Annotated in this window: 13 protein-coding genes and 1 pseudogene; 6 read left to right on the plus strand and 8 right to left on the minus strand. The window is 69.4% G+C overall.

What is annotated here, in order from left to right:
• The first annotated feature begins 44 nt into the window (after positions 1-44).
• Positions 45-1274 (plus strand): ROK family protein, encoded by a 1230-nt coding sequence (locus AB0I83_RS00200; protein ID WP_363303015.1) that lies wholly within the window; start codon positions 45-47, stop codon positions 1272-1274.
• A gap of 30 nt (positions 1275-1304) precedes the next feature.
• On the opposite strand, the gene AB0I83_RS00205 is transcribed toward AB0I83_RS00200, so the two are convergent.
• Genes AB0I83_RS00205 through AB0I83_RS00220 form a run of 4 tightly spaced genes read right to left on the minus strand, consistent with a single transcriptional unit; the run spans position 1305 to position 5801 of the window.
• Positions 1305-2684 carry a GH1 family beta-glucosidase gene (locus tag AB0I83_RS00205; RefSeq protein ID WP_363303016.1) on the minus strand — a complete coding sequence of 460 codons (1380 nt, stop codon included), beginning with the start codon at positions 2682-2684 and terminating at the stop codon, positions 1305-1307.
• A gap of 8 nt (positions 2685-2692) precedes the next feature.
• Positions 2693-3550, minus strand: coding sequence for a carbohydrate ABC transporter permease (locus AB0I83_RS00210; RefSeq protein WP_363303017.1), 858 nt, complete (start codon positions 3548-3550; stop codon positions 2693-2695).
• Between the two features lie 5 nt (positions 3551-3555).
• Entirely contained in the window at positions 3556-4527 is a 972-nt protein-coding gene (locus AB0I83_RS00215) for a sugar ABC transporter permease (protein WP_363303018.1), read from the minus strand.
• Positions 4528-4538: 11 nt separating this feature from the next.
• Entirely contained in the window at positions 4539-5801 is a 1263-nt protein-coding gene (locus AB0I83_RS00220) for a sugar ABC transporter substrate-binding protein (protein WP_356534467.1), read from the minus strand.
• Positions 5802-6287: 486 nt separating this feature from the next.
• Here AB0I83_RS00220 and yicI point away from each other — a divergent pair, with 486 nt between their 5' ends.
• Together yicI and AB0I83_RS00230 are read left to right on the plus strand one after the other, a co-directional pair.
• Positions 6288-8528: an alpha-xylosidase gene (gene yicI, locus AB0I83_RS00225; protein WP_363303019.1), complete on the plus strand. Its 2241-nt coding sequence runs from the start codon at positions 6288-6290 to the stop codon at positions 8526-8528.
• Positions 8529-8696: 168 nt separating this feature from the next.
• On the plus strand, positions 8697-9320 hold the full coding sequence (locus tag AB0I83_RS00230; protein WP_363303020.1) for a histidine phosphatase family protein: 624 nt from the start codon (positions 8697-8699) through the stop codon (positions 9318-9320).
• Between the two features lie 6 nt (positions 9321-9326).
• On the opposite strand, the pseudogene AB0I83_RS00235 reads toward AB0I83_RS00230, so the two are convergent.
• Positions 9327-9534 (minus strand): annotated as a pseudogene (locus tag AB0I83_RS00235) (DUF397 domain-containing protein).
• Positions 9535-9682: 148 nt separating this feature from the next.
• Between AB0I83_RS00235 and AB0I83_RS00240 the strand changes: the two are divergent.
• Positions 9683-10762 (plus strand): lytic polysaccharide monooxygenase, encoded by a 1080-nt coding sequence (locus tag AB0I83_RS00240; RefSeq protein WP_363303021.1) that lies wholly within the window; start codon positions 9683-9685, stop codon positions 10760-10762.
• A 78-nt stretch (positions 10763-10840) separates the two neighbouring features.
• Here the strand turns inward: AB0I83_RS00240 and AB0I83_RS00245 are convergent, their stop codons facing one another.
• From AB0I83_RS00245 to AB0I83_RS00255, 3 genes are all read right to left on the minus strand, one after another.
• The gene (locus AB0I83_RS00245; RefSeq protein ID WP_356534455.1) at positions 10841-11491 is read right to left on the minus strand and encodes a class F sortase; all 651 of its coding nucleotides are present in this window, start codon (positions 11489-11491) and stop codon (positions 10841-10843) included.
• Between the two features lie 52 nt (positions 11492-11543).
• Complete coding sequence (locus tag AB0I83_RS00250; RefSeq protein ID WP_363303022.1) at positions 11544-12242, minus strand: hypothetical protein; 699 nt, start codon at positions 12240-12242, stop codon at positions 11544-11546.
• Positions 12243-12625: 383 nt separating this feature from the next.
• Positions 12626-16474, minus strand: coding sequence for a GH92 family glycosyl hydrolase (locus AB0I83_RS00255; RefSeq protein ID WP_363303023.1), 3849 nt, complete (start codon positions 16472-16474; stop codon positions 12626-12628).
• A 495-nt stretch (positions 16475-16969) separates the two neighbouring features.
• Here AB0I83_RS00255 and ngcE point away from each other — a divergent pair, with 495 nt between their 5' ends.
• Positions 16970-18418, plus strand: coding sequence for an N-acetylglucosamine/diacetylchitobiose ABC transporter substrate-binding protein (gene ngcE / locus AB0I83_RS00260; RefSeq protein ID WP_356534450.1), 1449 nt, complete (start codon positions 16970-16972; stop codon positions 18416-18418).
• Positions 18419-18468: 50 nt separating this feature from the next.
• Positions 18469-19392 (plus strand): sugar ABC transporter permease, encoded by a 924-nt coding sequence (locus AB0I83_RS00265; protein ID WP_356534449.1) that lies wholly within the window; start codon positions 18469-18471, stop codon positions 19390-19392.
• Positions 19393-19447: the final 55 nt, after the last annotated feature.

Below are 19447 nucleotides of genomic sequence, written 5' to 3' on the forward strand. Positions count from 1 at the left end.
CGCACCCCGGGGGTGCGGCCCTTCGCCGTTAGGCTCAGCTCCTGATGAAGAACACCCTCACCTCGCCCGCGGCCAAGGCCGGACACGAGTCCGTGCGCCGTCACAACCTGAGCCTCGTCCTGCGGACCGTGCGCGACGAGGGCGAGGTCACCCGGGCCCGGGTGGCGAGCCTCGTCGGGCTCACCAGGGCCGCCGTCTCCTCCCTCGTCGAGGAGCTGCTCGCGCTGGACTGCCTGAGCGAGTCCGGCAAGACCTCCAGCGGATCGGCCGGGCGCCCCGGCACCGTACTGAAGCTGTCCCGCACCGGCCCGGCAGGGCTCGGCGTGGAGATCAACATCGACTACGTGTCGGTGTGCGCGGTCGACCTGACCGGCACCGACCGGGTCCGGGTCACCGAGCACACCGACCACCGGAACGTCCCGCCCGCCGAGGTCCTCGCCCACGCGGCCCGGCTCACCAACCGGGTCATCGCCTCCACCCGGGAGCAGGAACTGCGCGTGGTGGGCGTCGAGCTGGCCCTGCCCGGCCTGGTGTCCGGCGGCGTCGTCAGACACGCCCCCAACCTCGGCTGGAGCCGGGTCGCCGCCGAGGGGATCTTCGGCCAGGCGCTCAGCACACTGCGCCCGGCCGGACGCGCACTCGCCGTCGGCTCGGACAACGAGGCCAACCTGGCGGCCCTCGCCGAGCTGTGGTTCGGCGGGCTCGGCGACGTACGCACGTTCCTCTATCTCACCGGCGAGACCGGGGTGGGCGGCGCGCTCGTCGTCAACGGCGAGATGCTGCGCGGCGCCCACGGATTCGCGGGCGAGATCGGGCACGTCGTCGTCGACCCCGAGGGCCCGCTCTGCCGCTGCGGCGCGCACGGCTGCCTGGAGCAGTACGCGGGCCGGGCGGCGCTGCTGCGGGCGGCCGGGATCGACCCGGACACCGGCGTACGCGGGATCGCCGAGCTGGAGCAGCGGGCCGCCGACGGGGAGGAGCGGGCCGTCACCGCGCTGCGCGAGGCGGGGGACCGGCTGGGCGTCGTCCTGGCCGGCGCGGTCAACCTCTTCGACCCGGAGGCGGTCGTACTCGGCGGGATCTACCGCAATCTGATGCCGTGGCTCGAGGCACCCGCGGACGCCCAGCTCACCGCCCGGGTGGTCTCCGGCCGCTGGCACGAGAACGGCAGCAGCCTGCGGGCCTCGTCCCTGTCCGGCGACGCGGCCCGGGGAGCGGCGGCGCGGGTGGTGCACGAGGTGATGGACAACCCGGCGGCGTACGCGGCGCGTTGAGCGTGCCCGCGTACGCCTCCCGGGCGGCGGTCAGCCCCGGTGCGCCGCGATCAGCCGCTGATACCAGCGGTAGCTGTCCTTCGGTGTGCGCTCCAGCGTGTCGTAGTCGACCCGGATGATCCCGAACCGCTTCGCGTAGCCCAGTGCCCACTCGAAGTTGTCCAGCAGCGACCAGACGTAGTACCCGCGTACCTCGACACCGGCGTCCATCGCCGCGCGCAGCGCCGTCAGGTGGGTGCGCAGGTACTCCACCCGGTCCGCGTCGTGGACGGAACCGTCCGCCTCGACGCCGTCGAGCTCGGCCGAGCCGTTCTCCGTGATGTGCACCGGCGGCAGGTCGTCGCCGTACGTCTGCTTCAGCGCGGTCAGCAGGTCGGTGAACGACTCCGGGACGACCGGCCAGCCCATCGCCGTCCTGCGGACGTCCGGGTACTGACCTTCCGCGTACCGGTTGTCCGTGGCCACGCGCAGGGCCGGGTCCGCCTCGTGGTGCGGGGCGGCGGCGACCACGATCGGCCGGTAGTAGTTGATGCCCAGGAAGTCCATCGGCTGCGAGATCAGCTCGAGGTCGCCCTCGCGGCGGAAGTCCTGACCGGTGATCAGCTCGCCCCAGGTCTCCTCCTCGGTGGCCGGGTAGCGGCCCGCGAGGAGCGGCTCGGTCCACACCAGGTTGTGCTGGGTGTCCGCCCGCACGACCGCGGCGAGGTCGGCGTCCGACTCGGTGGCCGGGACGTTGCGGTCCAGGTTCAGTGTGATTCCCGCCTCGCGGACGCCCGCCGCGCGCAGCGCCTCCATCGCGTGGCCGTGGCCGACCAGCAGGTGGTGGGCGGCGGCCAGCGCCCCGCGCCCCTCCTTGGCGCCCGGCGCGTGCCGGCCCACCGAGTAGCCGAGGAAGGCGCTGCACCAGGGCTCGTTGAGGGTGATCCAGCGCGGCACCCGGTCGCCGAGGTGCTCGGCCATGATCGCCGTGTACTCGCCGAAGCGTTCCGCGGTCTCCCGCACCCGCCAGCCGCCCCTGTCCTCCAGGGCCTGCGGAAGGTCCCAGTGGTAGAGGGTGGCGGCCGGCTCGATACCCGCGTCGAGGAGCGAGTCGACGAGCCGGGAGTAGAAGTCCAGCCCCTTGGGGTTGACGGCGCCGCCGCCCGTGGCCTGGACGCGCGACCAGGCGATCGAGAAGCGGTACGACTCCACGCCCAGGTCGCGCAGCAGCGCCACGTCCTCGGGATAGCGGTGGTAGTGGTCGCAGGCGACGTCACCCGTGTCACCGCCGTCCGTCCTGCCGGGCGTGTGGCTGTAGGTGTCCCAGATGGACGGGCCGCGGCCGTCCTCCTCCACGGCGCCCTCGATCTGGTAGGAGGCCGTGGCCGCGCCGAACACGAATCCGGGCGGGAAGACCGGGAAGTCAGTCATGGAAACCCTTACTTGACCGAGCCGCCGGTGATCCCGGCGGCGATGTACTTCTGGGACAGGACGAGCAGGACCGCCGCCGGCACCGCGGAGAGCACGGACGCCGCCATGACCGAACCCCAGTCGCCGACGTGGGCCCCGATGTACTGGTAGATGCCGAGCGTGATCGGCTTGACGTCGTCCGTGGTGTTCAGCGTGAGCGCGAACATGAAGTCGCTCCACGCGTAGAGGAACGAGAACAGTCCGGCGGTGATCAGGGAGTTGCGGCTCATCGGCAGGACGACCTGGACGAACGTGCGGAGGCGGCCCGCGCCGTCGACCTCGGCGGCCTCGACGACCTCGCGGGGGATCGACACCATGAACGAGCGCATCAGCACGATCGCGAAGGGGATGCCGAGCGAGGCGTCCGCCAGCATCAGGCCGAAGTAGGAGTTCACCAGGCCCAGGTCCACGTACGCGCTGTACAGCGCGTTGGCGATGACGATCCCCGGCACCATCTGCGTGATGAGCGTGCCGAAGACGATGGTCCTGCCGCCCCGCAGCCTGAACTGCGCCAGCCCGTACGCGGCGGGCGCCGAGACCGCCAGGCAGATGGCCACCGCGCCGAGCGCGACCGCCAGCGAGGTCAGCAGGTTGGCGCCCTGGTCCGTGACGGCCGAGGCGAAGCCGGAGAAGTCGAGGCCCGTCGGGACCGGGCCCACGTCGACCAGGCTCGCGTCCGGCTGCAGCGCCGTGTTGATCATCCAGTACAGCGGGAACAGCATGACGGCGAGGACGGCGAGGCCGAAGACGGTCGCACCCCAGCGGCGCCTCGGCCGGTGGACGGCGGCCGGAGCCGGGGCGGCGGGGATCTGGGTGGTGGTCGCCATGCCGGTCACTTCCCCTCGTTGCGGTTGACCCGCAGGTAGAACACCGCGAAGACGGCGGAGATCAGGATCAGGATGTTGCCGACCACGGCACCGGCCCCGAAGTCCATCTGGACGAAGGAGTTCTGGTACGTCAGCGTGCCGAGCGTCTGCGTGGAGTCGGCGGGACCGCCGTCGGTGAGGGCGAGCACCAGGTCGAGGATCTTGACCGTCGACATGAAGCCGAGCACCAGCACCACGGTGATGACGGGCTTGAGCATCGGCAGCGTGACCGAGCGGAAGGTACGCCAGGCCGACGCCCCGTCGAGCGCGGCGGCCTCGTTCAGCTCCTTGGGGACCTCCTGGAGGCCGCCGTAGAGGATCACCATGTTGAACGGGATGCCGATCCAGATGTTCACCAGGATCACCGAGGTCAACGCCATGCTCGTGCTGGTCAGCCAAGGGGTGTCGCCCGGCAGGCCGACGGTGCCCAGGAAGGAGTTGAGGACACCGGTGTCCTGGTCGAAGATGCGCCGCCAGACGATGCCGGAGACGACCATGGGGACCAGCCACGGCAGCAGGATCAGCGAGCGGAGGATGCCGTTCAGCGGGAAGCGCCGGGTGAAGAAGACGGCGAGCGCCAGACCGATGCAGAACTGGCCGACGAGCGATCCGACGGTGAAGAGGACCGTCTGCCACAGTGCCTTGCCGAACAGCCCGTCGCTGAAGACGTTGCTCCAGTTGTCGGTGCCGTTGAACGGCGCCTCACCGGTGAAGAACGTGGACGGAGAGTAGTCCTGGAAGCTCATCACGATGTTGCGGACGAGCGGATAGCCGAAGAACAGCGCCATGAAGATCACGGCGGGCGCGACGAACCCCCACTGGGCGAGCGTCCTGCGCCGCCTGGTGCTCCGAGGGTTCACAGGCCTGCCGACCGCTCCGGCCGCCGGGGCCTTCGGGTCGGAGGGGAGTGTGGCGGCCGAGGCCGTGGTGGATGACATGTTCGGTGACCTCAGTTCCCGCTCGTGACCTGCTGCTGGGCCCGCTTCAGAGCGGCCTCGCTGGACTCGCCGGTGAGGGCGGACTGGAAGGCGCTCTGCAGGGCGAGCGACACGGACGACCACTGTGCGCCGACCTTCGCCGTACGGGAGCGGGCCGTCGAGACCTGCCCGGCGAGCGCCGCCAGCTCCGGGGCCTTGGTACGCCACACGGCGGCGGCCTTGGTGTTCGCCGGGACCATCCAGCTGTTCAGGGCGTACGTGATCTGCTCCTGCTCGCCCGACATGCAGCCGATGATCTTCGCGGCCGTCTTCTCGCGCTCGCTGTCACCGGTGTTGGGCACGGTCAGCACACCGCCGCCCAGCGGACCTACCGAGTCGTCGCCCGCCTCGGGGACGGGTATCTCGGCGATGCCCCAGTCGAGACCCTTCTTGGCGTTCAGGGTCTCGACCTGCCAGGGGCCGTTGATCATCATGGCCGCGTTGCCCGCCATGAACTGGTCGTTCACGTCGGCCTGGGTCCAGTTGACCGTGGACTTGGAGAGGGAGCCGTCCTTGAGCAGGCCCTTCCAGTAGTCCAGCGCGCCGGCGACCTCGGGGGTGTCGAGCTTCGACTCGTCGCCGCCGTTGGACCACATGAACGGGGTGAACTGGAAGACACCGTCCTCCGCGCCGCCCGCGCTCAGCGCCAGTCCGTATCTCTTGCCCTGGGTCAGCTTCTCGGCGGTCGACCGCATCTCGGCCCAGGTGGTGGGCACCTCCAGGCCGGCCTTGTCGAGGGTGTCCTTGTTGTAGAACAGCGCCAGGGTGTTCACCGTGCGCGCCGCCCCGTAGTACTTCCCGTCGAACGAGCCGAAGTCGACGATCCCGTCCGGGATGTCCGTCGTGGTCAGCCCGAGGTCCTTCAGCGGGATCAGCCCGCCGGCCTCGGCGAACGTCGGCATCTCGGAGGCGTCCAGCTGGAGCACGTCCGGCAGCGACTTCGAGGAGGCCATCCGCAGCGCCTTCGTCATGAGCTGCGCCGCCGGCACGCTCTGCTGCTCGATGGTGACCCCGAGCTCCTTGCTGCAGCGCGCGAGGGTGTCGCCGTCCCAGCGGTGGTACGACTCGTCGGTCGAGGAGTTCATGACGGTGAAGACGTCCTCGTCCCGCTGCTGACCGCACCCCGACAGGACGCTGCCGGCGACGATCGCGGAGACGACGGTGAGGGGGACGGCGATCCGCCTGGTACGGCGGCTGCGGCGTCCGGTCCGCCCGTCCGGGGATGGTTCTGTCACGGTGTGCCCTTGCGGTGAGAGGGGGAGGCCGGGGCCCATGGGAACGCTCCCACGGGATGCTCGTCAAGCCCTTGCGTGAATCCGGCGGTGTCCGTGCGGGGAGGGATGAGGGGTGCGCGACCGCCGTCGGCCGCTCACCGCGGCGGCGGGCGCGATGCCTCGTGTCGCGGGTCGGACCGGCATGACCCCTCCATCGATCGGCCAATTTGTTTGCTTGCAGTACTAATACGTCATCTCGTCGATGGTTTCCAGACCGTTTCCGTGACGTGTCCGTCACGTGGCGCCAACGGCGCGGATTCAGGCCCGGTCATGGCCGTGCGACTACTCGGGCAATGCGGGGATTCCCGTCACGTACCAGCCCTGTCGCTCGCATTTGTTTTGTGTACGATCAAAATCGGGACGACCCGCAGCCGCGCCTCCCGCGGGCACCCTGGAGCCCAGCAGTCCAGCACCTCCGCACGTTCCGACCGGCTAAGGACCACCCCCATGAAGTTCACCGACGGCTTCTGGCAGTTGCGCACCGGTGTGCACGCCTCGTACGCCACCGAAGTCCGCGACGTCCGCCTCGACGACGACCGCCTCGCCGCCTACGCCGCGGTGCAGCGCGTCCAGCGGCGCGGCGACACGCTGAACGCCCCGCTGATCACCGTGGACGCCTACGCGCCGGCCGAGGGCGTCATCGCGGTACGCCTGACCCACCACGCGGGCAGGCGGCGCCGGGGCCCCGACTTCGAGATGCCCGGCGCCGCCGCGAGTTCGGCCGCGACCACCCGCACCGAGGGCGCCCGCGCCGAGCTGGTGAGCGGCCCGCTGACCCTGCGCCTGCCCACCGAGGGCGCCTTCGGCCTGGAGTTCCTCGACGAGGCCGGCCGGGTGCTGACCTCCGCCGGCCGCAAGGGCAGCGCGTTCGCCACGGTCGACGGCGGCGGGCACCACATGCTCGCCCAACTCGCCCTCGGTGTCGGCGAGACCGTGCACGGTCTCGGCGAGCGCTTCACGCCGTACGTGAAGAACGGCCAGGTCGTCGACATGTGGCAGGCCGACGGCGGCACCAGCAGTGAACAGGCCTACAAGAACATCCCGTTCTACCTCTCCTCGCGTGGCTACGGCGTCTTCGTCAACCACCCCGGCAAGGTCTCGTTCGAGGTCGGCTCCGAGGCCGTCGGACAGGTGCAGTTCAGCGTCGAGGACCAGACGCTCGAGTACTTCGTCATCGCCGGCCCCACCCCCAAGGACGTCCTGGCGCGCTACACCGCGCTGTCCGGCCGCCCGGCACTGCCGCCCGCGTGGTCGTTCGGGCTCTGGCTCACCACGTCCTTCACCACCTCCTACGACGAGGCGACCGTCACCTCCTTCGTCGACGGAATGGCCGAACGCGGCATCCCGCTGAGCGTCTTCCACTTCGACTGCTTCTGGATGCGCGAGTACCGGTGGTGCGACTTCGAGTGGGACCCGGCGGTCTTCCCCGACCCGGAGGGCATGATCGCCCGCCTCAAGGACAAGGGGCTGAAGATCTGCGTCTGGATCAACCCGTACATCGGGCAGCGGAGCGCCCTGTACGAGGAGGGCGCCCGCGAGGGCTACTTCGTCCTCACCCCCGAGGGCGACATCTGGCAGTGGGACAAGTGGCAGGCCGGCATGGCGCTCGTCGACTTCACGAACCCCGCGGCCACCGCCTGGTTCCAGGGCAAGCTCAAGGGCCTGCTCGACCAGGGGGTCGACGGCTTCAAGACCGACTTCGGGGAGCGCATCCCCACGGACGTCGTCTGGCGCGACGGCTCCGACCCGGAGCGCATGCACAACTACTACGCGCACCTGTACAACAAGGCCGTCTTCGAGCTCCTCGAGGAGGAGCGCGGCCAGGGCGAGGCCGTGCTCTTCGCCCGTTCGGCGGCGGCCGGCGGCCAGCAGTACCCCGTCCACTGGGGCGGAGACTGCTGGTCCTCCTTCGAGGCCATGGCGGAGTCCCTGCGCGGCGGACTCTCGCTCTCCCTGTCGGGCTTCGGCTTCTGGAGCCACGACATCGGCGGCTTCGAGGGCACCCCGGACCCCGCGGTCTTCAAGCGCTGGCTCGCCTTCGGCCTGCTCTCCTCGCACAGCCGCCTGCACGGTTCGTCGTCGTACCGTGTGCCGTGGGAGTTCGGCGACGAAGCGGTGGACGTGGCACGGCAGTTCACCCGCCTCAAACACCGCCTCATGCCGTACCTCTACGCCGCGGCGGTCGAGACGCACCGCACCGGCGTCCCGATGATGCGCCCCCTGCTGCTGGAGTTCCCGGACGACCCGACCGCCCGCGTGGCCGACCGCCAGTACCTGCTGGGCCCGGACCTCATGGTCGCGCCGGTCTTCTCGGAGGACGGCACGGTCGAGTACTACGTCCCCGAGGGCGCCTGGACCCACCTCCTCACCGGTGAGACGGTCACGGGTCCCGCCTGGCGTCGCGAGACCCACGGCTTCGACAGCCTCCCGCTCCTGGTCCGCCAGGGCGCGGTCCTGGCGCTGGGCGCGGACGAGTCCCGCCCGGACGGAGCGTGGCTCGACGGCCTCGAACTGCGCGTCTTCGCACCCGCCGGCACGGGTGACTTCACCCGCACGGTGACCGTCCCCGGCCCGACCGGCGCCGTGGCCGCGACGTACGAAGTGGTCCACGAGGGCGGCGAGGTCCGCGTCGCGACGGACACGGACCGGCCGTACACGGTCACGGTGGTCGTCGGCGGCACGGCCTGACGGCTGTCAGCCGCTGACCAGGCCCCGGGCAGGCGGCCGGAGTGCCCGGTCCTGCCGCCTGCCCGGGCGAGCCGCCCCGCCCCGGGCGCGGTGGAATGCGATCGTTGGCCGGCAGGTTGGCACCTGTGGCACACACGTACGAGCACGGCGCACAGAGCGGAAGTATCCATGGGCGAGCTCATCCTCATCCGGCACGGCGAGACCGAGTGGTCCCGGTCCGGGCAGCACACGAGCTGGACCGACCTGCCCCTGACCGAACTCGGGGAGCGCCAGGCCCGCGCCCTGGTCCCGCTCCTCGCCGAACGCGAGATCGGGCTCACCATGGTCAGCCCGTTCCTCCGCGCCCGCCGTACCGCGGAACTGGCGGGGCTGACCGCGCCCCGCGAGGCACCTGACCTGCGGGAGTGGGACTACGGGGCGTACGAGGGCATCACCACGGTCGAGATCCGCCGCACCCGCCCCGACTGGAACCTCTGGACCGACGGAGTGGCCCCGGGCCCCGAGGAGCACCCGGGGGAGAGCCCGCAGGAGGTGGGCGACCGGGCCGACCGGATCCTGGCGGAGGTCCGGGCGGCGGCCTCCCGGCTCGGCGAGGCCGACATCGCGCTGGTGGCCCACTCGCACTTCCTGCGCGTCCTCACCGCGCGCTACCTGCGGCTGACGCCCGCGAGTGGTGAGCTGTTCCAGCTCGCCACGGGTGCGGTCTCCCGCCTCGGCACGGAACACGACAAGCCGGTCGTCACGGCGCTCAACATGGCGCTTCCGGAGAAGCTGTTCGACGCCATCCGCTGACCGGTGTCAGAGTGCGCCGCCCCTGAGGGCCTGGACGAACTGAGCCCAGTGCGCGGTGGCGAAGGCGAGCGCGGGGCCGTCGGGGGCCTTGCTGTCGCGTACGGGGACGAGGCCGGGGAAGCCGTCGGCGGACCTCGACGCACTCGCCGCCGTCGCCGTTGCCGTGGGACGCCTTACGCCAGGCAGCTGTACGCAGATCAGGCACGGTGGTCATGGCGCCAAGAACTCCTTCGCCGCCGAGGCGATCCGGTCCGGGGCGTTTACAGGTCGTGGCGTCGGCGCTAGCCTCCGCCCATGGGAGCGCTCCCAAACTCGCACCGTACTCCGGCCCCAACCGGCACCGCAGCGAAGGGACGTACATCGTGATCCGTCTCGACAGGCATCGATTACTGGCGGGCACCCGCCGACGAGCGCTGCTCCTCACCCTGCTCGCCCTCCTCGCCACCGTCCCCGCCATCGGACTCGTCGTCACCACGGGCGAGAAGGCCGAAGCCCACGGCACCCCGATGAAGCCCGCCAGCCGCACGTTCCTGTGCTGGCAGGACGGGCTGACCGACACCGGCGAGATCAAGCCGGTCAACCCCGCGTGCAAGGCCGCGGCGCAGGAGAGCGGAACCACCCCCTTCTACAACTGGTTCTCCGTGCTGCGCTCCGACGGCGCCGGCCGGACGCGCGGCTTCGTCCCCGACGGGCAGCTGTGCAGCGGCGGCAACCCCAACTTCACCGGGTTCAACACGCCGAGCACGGACTGGCCGCTGACCCATCTGACCGAGGGCGCGACGATCGACTTCTCGTACAACGCCTGGGCCGCGCACCCGGGTTGGTTCTACGTCTACGTCACGAAGGACGGGTACGACCCGGCGCAGCCGCTCACCTGGGACGACATGGAGGAGTCGCCGTTCCTCTCCGTCGACCACCCGCCGCTGAACGGCAGCCCGGGGACCGTCGAGGCCGACTACAAATGGACCGGCGCCCTGCCCGAAGGCAAGGACGGGCGGCACGTCATCTACGTGGTCTGGCAGCGGTCCGACAGCCAGGAGACGTTCTACTCCTGCTCCGACGTCGTGTTCGACGGTGGCGACGGAGAGGTGACCGGGGTCAAGGACGGCTCCTCCACCACGCCGACCGAGCCCCCGCCCGGCGCCTGCACCGCCACCCGCAGCACGACCGGGAGTTGGAGCGGCGGCTACCAGTCCGAGGTGAAGGTCACCAACTCCGGGACGGTGCCCATGCTCGGATGGATGGCGCAGTGGACGCAGCCGGCCGGTCAGAGCGTCGCGAGTCTGTGGAGCGGAGCCATGACGGCGCAGGGGCAGGAGGTGATGGTCCACAACACGGACTGGAACGGTTCGCTGGACCCCGGTGAATCGACGACCTTCGGCTACGTCAGCGCCGGAGGCGCCCCGGATCCCGGCCTGGAGATCGGCTGCAGGGTGGGCTGAGCCGCTCGACGCACCGACCCGGCGCACGAACGGCCGGTACCTCGCCCCCGAGGTACCGGCCTGTTCCGTGCGGCGTGATCAGGCCGCCTTCCTGCCGAGTGACGTGAGGTGGGCGAACACGACGACGTTGGCCGAGTAGCCGTTCTTCTTGTCGAAGCGTCCACCGCACGTCAGGAGCCTCAACTCCGGGCGGCCGGTGGGCCCGTACACCTGCTCGTCCGGGAACTTGTCCTTCGTGTACGTCTTCACCTTGTCGACGGTGAACACCGCGACCCTCCTGTCGGCCCGGCTGACCTTCACCGTGTCGCCGCGGCGCAGGGCGTTGAGGTTGAGGAAGATCGCCGGTCCCGTCGCCGTGTCCCGGTGGCCGACGAGCAGGGACGTTCCCGCCTCCCCGGGGGACGGCCCCTTCCGGAACCACCCCACCAGCTTGGGCTTCGTCAGCGGCGGGGCGCCCAGGCGGCCCTTCGCGTCGAGGCCGAGGCCGGTGACCGGGGCCTCGATGAAGATCGCTGGGATGGCGACCTTCACCGGCCGGGAGTGCACCAGTGGGGCGTGCGAGGCGGGAACCTTCTCCTGAGGCTTGTGCGGCGCCCTCCGGAAGGGCGGCGCCTCGCCGCCCGCGGCGTCGCTGCCGCGGGCGGCGGTGACCGACGAGGCGTCCTCGGGCGAGTCCGAACTCGCCCACACGACGCCGGTCACCAGCGAGAAGGTCACACCGAGGGTCATCGCGAGCCGGCATGCGCGGCTCGGCCCCCGTCGTCGCCGTCGGCCGCGCGCGCTATGCCTCGTTACGGGCACGGCGGCGTGCGGATCGGCGGACCACGATCAGTCCCGCGATACCGGCAGCGCCGGCCACGAGCGCGGCCGAGGTCCCGATGCCGGACTCGCTCTCGGAGCCGATGTTCTCCATCTCCGGTACGCCGCCGCCGCCCGCGGGCACCGCGCCGGACGGCTTCTCCCAGGTCTTCTCGCCGCCCTTCTCGCCGCCCTTCTCGGAACCCGACGCCGACGACGAGCCGCGCTCGCCGTCAGCACGGCCGCCGCCCTGGCCGCGCTGGGCGCAGTCGACCTCGAAGCTCTTCTGCTTCGGCGTGGCACCGGGGACCAGCCAGGTGAGCTGGTACGTGCCCTCGGGGAGCAGGTACTCCTGGCTGCGGGCCTTGCCCTGGATGAGCGGCAGGGAGGCGGTGAGCGTGTCGCCCGGGGGAACGGTCGGCGGCTGCTCGGTGATCGTCCACGTGACGAACGGGAGCGCGTCGAAGTTGTTGGCCACGAGTGCGAACTGGCAGACCTCGACGCCGTCGCGGTCGCCTCGGGAGTGCCAGCTGACCGAGCGGACGTCGATGTCGCCGCTCTCGCCGATGGCGAACGCGGCGGGTGCGCCGGCCAGAGTGGCGACGCTCGCGACCGCTACTGCGGCGGCGAGCTTGGCACCCGTGCGGGCGGTGCGGGAGCGGACGGAAGCGGAAATGCGCATGCTGGACCCCTTCGAGCCGAGATGATTGTCGTACTGATCACCTGATCGCATAAGGGATGACATGGATCATCGAGAGAGTCTGTAAGGACACCGTAAAAGCGCGCAAAAGACCCCTGACTGGCCCAAGACGGATATCGAGTGGCTCTGGAGCGGAACGGGTGCCGGTCCGTCGGCGGCCGGTCAGGCCGATCTGGAGCGCAGCCTGTGGCAGCGGCCGGCACGAGGTCCAGGGCGAGAGCTGTGGTGGCATCCGTGACCGGAGCCACCGCGCGCCCGGTGCCGTACCGGTGAGGGCACGCGGCGCACCACGCCGAAGGGGGCGGACCGCCCGCGTCTGCGGGTGGTCCGCCCCCGATGTGCGGAGCGGTGTGCGGATCAGGCGGTCAGGAGATCAGCTCGATCTCCGCCAGCGTCGCCGCCGTCGCGCTCACCAGCCGGTACTTCGTGTACGTCCCCGGCGCGCGCACCGAGAACACCCGGGTCTGCTTGTCCCAGGCGAACGTCTGGCCGGACCGCTTGTCGAGGTCCTTCCAGGACTTCCCGTCCGCAGATCCCTGGAGCACCCAGCCCGCCGGGGCCTTGGCCGCGGTGGCCGAAGTCAGCGTGTACTGGACCGCCTTCGTGCCCGTGGCGACCGGCAGGTCGACCGTCTCGACCGTGGACGAGGTGGCGGAGGAGTCGTCGAAGAGGGCGCCGGCTCCCTTGAGCACGTCGGCCTTCGGTGTCGGCACCTTGTCGTCCTTGGTGATGGAGACCGGGGCCGCGTCCTTGCCCGTGCCCCACGCCGACGGCTCGGAGCCCATGTCGAACTCCAGCACCCCGCCCCTGGCGAGCAGGTCGTGCGGCAGCGAAGTGGAGTTCCACCTCTTGCCGTTGACCTTCAGACCCTGGACGTAGATGTTCGTCGCGCTGTTCTTCGGAGCCCTGACGACCAGGTCGCGGCCGTTCTCCAGGTGCACGGTCGTCTTCGTGAAGAGCGGCGAGCCGATGGCGTACTCACCGCTGCCCATGACCAGCGGGTAGAAGCCGAGCGAGGAGAAGAGGAACCAGGCCGACTGCTCGCCGTTGTCCTCGTCGCCGTGGTAGCCCTGGCCGATCTCGCTGCCGGTGTACAGCCGGCCGAGGACCTCGCGGACCTTCTCCTGGGTCTTCCAGGGCTGCGAGGCGGCGTCGTACATGTAGGTGGCGTGGTGCGCGACCTGGTTGCTGTGGCCGTACTGGCCCATGCGCACGTCGCGCGCCTCGGTCATCTCGTGGATCACGCCGCCGTACGAGCCGACGAACTCGGGCCCGGCGGTCTCCGGGGTGGAGAAGTACGTGTCCAGCTTCTTCGCGAGACCGTCACGGCCGCCGTAGAGGTTGGCCAGGCCCCGGCTGTCCTGCGGGGCGGTGAAGGCGTAGCCCCAGCCGTTGGTCTCCGTGTAGTCGTAGCCCCAGACGCGGGGGTCGTACTGGTCGGACGGCAGGCGCCAGTCGCCGTTCGCCTTCTTGCCCTGGAAGAAGCCGGCCTTGTCGTCGAAGAGCTTGACGTAGTTCCGCGCGCGGTTCAGGAAGTACTCGGACTCCTCCTTGTAGCGCTCCTTCTTCGTCCTCTTGTAGAGCGCCTGCCCCATCTGCGCGATGCCGTAGTCGTTGAGGTAGCCCTCCAGCGACCAGGAGAGGCCCTCGTGGGTCGAGGTGTCGGCGTACCCGGTGAAGACCGAGGTGTCCATGCCCTTGCGGCCGACGCCCGAGGACGGCGGGGTCACCGTGGCGTTCTTGACCGCCGCGTCGTAAGCCGCCTCGGCGTCGAAGTCGACACCCTTGACGTACGCGTCGGCGAAGGCCACGTCGGAGCTGGTGCCGGTCATGAGGTCGGAGTAGCCGGGGGAGGACCAGCGGGAGATCCAGCCGCCGTCCTTGTACTGCTGGACGAAGCCGTCGACCATCTTGCCGGCCTGCTTCGGGGTCAGGAAGGAGTACGCCGGCCAGGTCGTCCGGTAGGTGTCCCAGAAGCCGTTGTTGACGTACACCTCACCCTTGACGATCTTCGCGCCGGTGTGGGTCGGGGTGTCTGCCCCGGTCTGCGGCGAGAAGGGGCTCGCGTAGGTGGACCTGCCGTCGACCTGCTCGAAGCCCGAGTTCGGGTAGAGGTAGAGCCGGTACAGGCTGGAGTAGAGCGTGGTCAGCTGGTCGGCGTTCGCGCCCTCCACCTCGACCTTGCCGAGGATCTTGTCCCAGGCCTTCTGCGCGTTCTTCCGCACCTTGTCGAAGGAGGTCCTCGCCGGCAGCTCCATGGCGAGGTTCTTCTTCGCCTGGTCGACGCTGATCAGCGAGGTGGCCAGCCGCAGGCCGACCTTCTTGTCCTTGCCCGCGTCGAATCGGAAGAAGCCGGTGACGTCGTCACCGCCGCCGCCCTTCAGCTTGCCGCTGTCGGTGACCGGCGCGTCGAAGGAGCCGTATACGAAGAGGCGGGTGGCGCCGGTGGAGCCGCCGCTCTTCACGTCGGAGTAGCCGGTGAAGGAACCGGACTTCGCGTCGAGGGTGAGACCGCCGTCGTTGGAGACGTTGTCGAAGACGAGGCTCGCGTCGTCACCGGGGAAGGTGAACTGCATCCGCGCCGCGTGGTCGGTGGGCGTCATCTCGGCCTTGAGGCCGTTCTCGAACGTCACGCCGTAGTAGTGCGGGGTCGCCGTCTCGTTCTCGTGGCGGAACGGCAGCGCACGGGCGGTGCGGGAGGCGTCCGGGGTGCCGGAGGCCGCCGAGGGCATCATCTGGAAGGTCTGGCGGTCGCCCATCCAGGGGCTCGGCTCATGACTGGCGCTGAAGGCCTGCAGGGTGGGCAGGTTGTCGTCGTTGTTGCCGCGCGAGTAGTCGTAGAGCCAGCTCGTGGAGCCCGCGTTGGTGACCGGGGTCCAGAAGTTGAAGCCGTGCGGGACCGCGGTCGCGGGGAAGTTGTTGCCGCGCGAGAAACCGCCGCTCGAGTTGGTGCCGCGCACGGTCGACGCGTAGTCCGAGAGGTGGGCCTTGCGCTTCTCCGGGGCCTTCGGGGCGATCGAGATGTCGTCGATCCAGCCCTGGAACTTCGACGGGCCCTTGGGGGAGTCGTACGCCACCAGGATCCGGTCGACCGTCTTGCCGGCGGCCACCGAGCCGATGCGCGAGGCGACCTTGTTCCACTGGTTCACGTACAGCCGCTTGGCGTCCGCCTGGCCCTGCGGGGTCAGCGGTCCGCCGTGGCTGTCGGTGGCCTTCAGCTCACTCAGATAGGTGCCGTCGGTGAAGGCCAGGTCCACCGCCACGTGCGTCGCGGGGTAGTCGAGGTCCGTCTCGTTCATCTGGGGGTAGACCAGGTACGAGAGCTGCGTGTCCTTGGTGACCGCCGTGTCGACGTCGAACACCTTGTTGTACGAGTAGGCGCGGCCGTCCGGCTTGTGCGTGCCCGCGTAGCGCAGTGCCTTCCTGCCGGTGAAGCCGGCGCCCTGCTTGGCGGTGGGGGAGCCGGAGGGGCCCCGGTCCGCCTGGGTGCGCATGTCGTCGGGGGCGGGGGTGGAGGCGTCCCCGTTCGAGAACTGCACGTCGGCGAGTTGGAGCGCGTCGGACGCGCCGTTGTTCTTCGTGATCTCCAGCCGGAAGTGCTGGTAGGTCCTGTCCGCGGTGAAGTCGTACGACTTCGTCTGGAGCCGCCCGGTGAACGCCTGGCCGGTGCGGGTGTCCAGGTCCGTCCACGTCTTGCCGTCGGCGGAGCCCTTCAGGGTCCAGTCCTTGGGGTCCCGCTCGGCGTGGTCGTTGGCCGAGGTCAGGGCATAGGTGACGACCTTGGTGGGCGCGGCGAGGTCGAACTCGACCCATCCGGTGGTCTCGAAGGCCAGCCACTTGCTGCCGGGTTCCAGGTCGGTCAGGTTCTCCTTGACCTCGCCGCCGGCGGTGTTCTCGTCGCTGGCGCGCAGATCGGTGACCTGATCGGTGACATTGCCCGGTATTCCGGCGGAGAATCCGCCGTCGACACCCGACGCCCTTTTCTTTCCGTCCGCCCCCTCCTCAACCGTATTGCGCCAGTCCGGCTGCTTTTCATCTGTTTCGAAGGAGGAGCTGAACGACAGATCGCCGGAAGGCTTCTTGGCGGCGCCGGAAGGCTGGGCGAGGGCCGCGGTGGGTGCCGCGAGAGTCAGGACGAGAGAGGCCGCGAGGACCGCGGCCGAGCGGCTTTGTCTGTGGCGCGAGCCTTGCTGGGGACCACGTAGGGGCTGCATACGGAGCCATTCCTCCCGGAGGGGCATGCCTGGACAACGTTGTCATCATGGGATACGTGTTCCAGTAGGGAGCCAAGTGACCGAGTGTGTCAAGGGTGTTGCACGGGGCCGCCCTGGTGGTTCGACCGTATTGCGAGAAACGGTGCATCCGCGTGAGGGCGCGCGGTGCCGAGGTGTCCGTGAGGTCTCAACTCGGGAAAGACTGCCGCTCAACCATGCATTCGATCTTGCTCAGTTGGCGGGAAGTGGACTATACCTGTCGGCGTCTGCACAGCCGCTTCACAACGGCACGCGGGCACGGGGGAGGGGGTGCGTGCGTGGGTCGCGAAGGCGGCCTGCTGTACGGTCCCCAAAACTCCTCCACGGCATCTGGTAAACCGCAATCTGCACGACCCGAGCGCAACTGACCGCGGTGGCGGGACCCTTCGCCTGAGGCGAATTCACGACGGGTGACCGGTACACCGCCTGAGTCCTGGAGAAGGCGAGGACTTGAGCATGGGATCCACCTCAGGCCACACGAATGAGGGCCTTGGCCGTCGCGATCTGATCAAGCGTTCTGCCGCACTCGGCCTGATCGCTGTTCCGACGATGAGCTTCCTGTCCGCCTGCGCGAGCAGCGACAGCGGAAGCGACGAGAAGGTCGAGAAGGGCACCAAGAGCGCGAAGAACCCGCTCGGTGTCAACGAGACCGCCGCCCTCGAGGTCGTCATCTTCAACGGTGGCTTCGGCGAGCAGTACGCCATCGACGCCGAGAAGAAGTACAACACCGCCTTCCCGAAGGCGCCCAAGGTCAAGCACGCCGCGACCGAGAAGATCCAGTCGACGCTGCAGCCGCGCTTCAACGGCGGCACCCCGCCGGACCTCATCGACAACTCCGGCGCCGAGCAGATGGACATGGGTGTCCTGGTCGGCAAGAAGCAGCTGGCCGACCTCACGCCGCTGATGGACGCCCCGTCCTACGACGACCCGGCCAAGAAGGTCCGCGACACGCTGCGCCCCGGTGTCCTGGAGATGGGCCAGTTCGAGGGCGACCCGGTCTGGATCATGTACTACGCGTACACGGTCTACGGCGTCTGGTACTCGCAGACCAACCTCGAGAAGCTCGACGCGACGTACCCGGAGAACTGGGACGACATGCTCGCGCTGTGCGAGAAGGCGAAGAAGAAGGGCATCGCCGGCTGGACCTACCCCGGCAAGTACCCGTACTACCTGCCGTTCTCGCTCTACCCCTTCATCGGCAAGATCGGTGGCCGCGAGGTCCTCGACAAGATCGACAACCTGGAGCCGAACGCCTGGAAGGACCCGGCCGTCAAGGCCGCCTTCGAGGCGTACTACGAGCTCTTCAAGAAGGGGTACATCCTCAAGGGCACGCCCGGCCTCACTCACATCCAGTCGCAGACCGAGTGGACCAAGGGCAAGGCGCTGTTCATCCCGAACGGTTCGTGGGTGGAGAACGAGGCCGCGCCCACCACGCCGGAGGACTTCAAGATGATGGTCGGCGCCCCGTCCAGCCTGGACTCGTCCGACAAGCTGCCCTTCGGCACCCTGTGGGCCTCCGGTGGCGAGCCGTTCGTCGTCCCGGCGAAGGCGAAGAACCCCGAGGGCGGCATGGAGCAGCTGCGCATCATGCTCAGCGAGGAGTCCTCCAAGAACTTCACGAAGTCGGTGAAGTCCCTCAGCGCCTTCAACGGCGGCACCGACGGCCTCACGCTCTCCACCGCCATGCAGTCCGGCGTCGACGTCCTGAAGACGGCCGGCGACAACGTGCTGAACCCGCGTCTGCAGGACTGGTACGTGAAGCTCCAGAAGGAGCAGATCGGCATCGCCGGAATCGGCGAGATGATGGCCGGCCGCGCGACCCCGGCGGAGACCATCAAGAAGATCCAGGCCTTCGCGGACGCGGCGGCCAAGGACCAGTCCGTCAAGCACTACAAGCACCAGTGAGCCACCGTCACCAGCGGCGGCACCCGCTCAGAAACCGGGGTCGGTAAGCGATGCAGCACGGCAAGTACCGTTTCATCGTGGGGTTCCTCGTCGCCCCACTGGCGTTGTACGCCATCTTCGTGATCTGGCCCTTCGCCCAGTCCATCTACTACTCGTTCACGGACTGGACCGGGCTGAGCCCTGACTTCAAGATGGTCGGCTTCGACAACTACAGTCGGATGCTCGACGACAACATCTTCTGGAAGTCGTTGCAGCACAGCGTGCTGCTGGCGCTGCTGCTGCCGCTGGTGACGCTGGGCCTCGCGCTCTTCTTCGCCTTCATGCTCAATGTCGGTGGCCGTCGGCGCAAGAGCGCCGCGGTCGCCGGTGTGCGGGGCTCCTCGTTCTACAAGATCGCGTACTTCTTCCCGCAGGTCCTGTCGATCGTGATCGTGGCCCTGCTGTTCCAGTTCGCGTTCAACCCGTCGTCCGGAATGCTGAACGAGACGCTGAAGGCGGTCGGGCTCAAGAGCCTCCAGCCGGACTGGCTCGGCGACCCCGACCTCGCGCTCTACTGCGTGATGGTGGTGCTGATCTGGTCGACGGTCGGGTTCTTCGTCGTCCTCTTCTCCGCCGGAATGGCGTCCATCCCGAAGGACTTCTACGAGGCGGCCCTGCTCGACGGGGCGAACCGCATCACCACGTTCTTCAAGATCACGCTTCCGCTGCTCTGGGACACCGTGCAGTCCGGCTGGGTCTACATGGGCATCCTGGCGCTCGGGGTGGAGGCCTTCACCGCCGTACAGGTCATGACGGTCGGGCCCGGCGGGCCCGACTACTCCACCACCGTCCTGCCGCTGTACGTCTACCAGACGGCCTTCCGCGACGCCCAGGCCGGCTACGCGACCACGATCGGCGTCGGACTGCTCATCGTCACCATGCTCTTCGCGGCCGTCGTGATGCGGCTGGGCCGGCGCGAGCGGCTGGAGTTCTGATGCCGGCCCCTTCGCGCTACGCCGCCCGGTCCGCCGGCGGCACGCAGAACAGTTC

Source organism: Streptomyces sp. NPDC049970, assembly GCF_040660235.1.
Taxonomy (GTDB): Bacteria; Actinomycetota; Actinomycetes; order Streptomycetales; family Streptomycetaceae; genus Streptomyces.

What these genes read in the sequence shown, in the direction of transcription:
- AB0I83_RS00210 (WP_363303017.1), bottom strand. Translation starts at nt 3,550, where the DNA reads ATGGCGACCACCACCCAGATCCCCGCCGCCCCGGCTCCGGCCGCCGTC.
- AB0I83_RS00230 (WP_363303020.1), top strand. Translation starts at nt 8,697, where the DNA reads ATGGGCGAGCTCATCCTCATCCGGCACGGCGAGACCGAGTGGTCCCGG.
- yicI (WP_363303019.1), top strand. Translation starts at nt 6,288, where the DNA reads ATGAAGTTCACCGACGGCTTCTGGCAGTTGCGCACCGGTGTGCACGCC.
- AB0I83_RS00255 (WP_363303023.1), bottom strand. Translation starts at nt 16,474, where the DNA reads ATGCAGCCCCTACGTGGTCCCCAGCAAGGCTCGCGCCACAGACAAAGC.
- AB0I83_RS00215 (WP_363303018.1), bottom strand. Translation starts at nt 4,527, where the DNA reads ATGTCATCCACCACGGCCTCGGCCGCCACACTCCCCTCCGACCCGAAG.
- AB0I83_RS00250 (WP_363303022.1), bottom strand. Translation starts at nt 12,242, where the DNA reads ATGCGCATTTCCGCTTCCGTCCGCTCCCGCACCGCCCGCACGGGTGCC.
- AB0I83_RS00245 (WP_356534455.1), bottom strand. Translation starts at nt 11,491, where the DNA reads ATGACCCTCGGTGTGACCTTCTCGCTGGTGACCGGCGTCGTGTGGGCG.
- AB0I83_RS00265 (WP_356534449.1), top strand. Translation starts at nt 18,469, where the DNA reads ATGCAGCACGGCAAGTACCGTTTCATCGTGGGGTTCCTCGTCGCCCCA.
- AB0I83_RS00200 (WP_363303015.1), top strand. Translation starts at nt 45, where the DNA reads ATGAAGAACACCCTCACCTCGCCCGCGGCCAAGGCCGGACACGAGTCC.
- ngcE (WP_356534450.1), top strand. Translation starts at nt 16,970, where the DNA reads ATGGGATCCACCTCAGGCCACACGAATGAGGGCCTTGGCCGTCGCGAT.
- AB0I83_RS00205 (WP_363303016.1), bottom strand. Translation starts at nt 2,684, where the DNA reads ATGACTGACTTCCCGGTCTTCCCGCCCGGATTCGTGTTCGGCGCGGCC.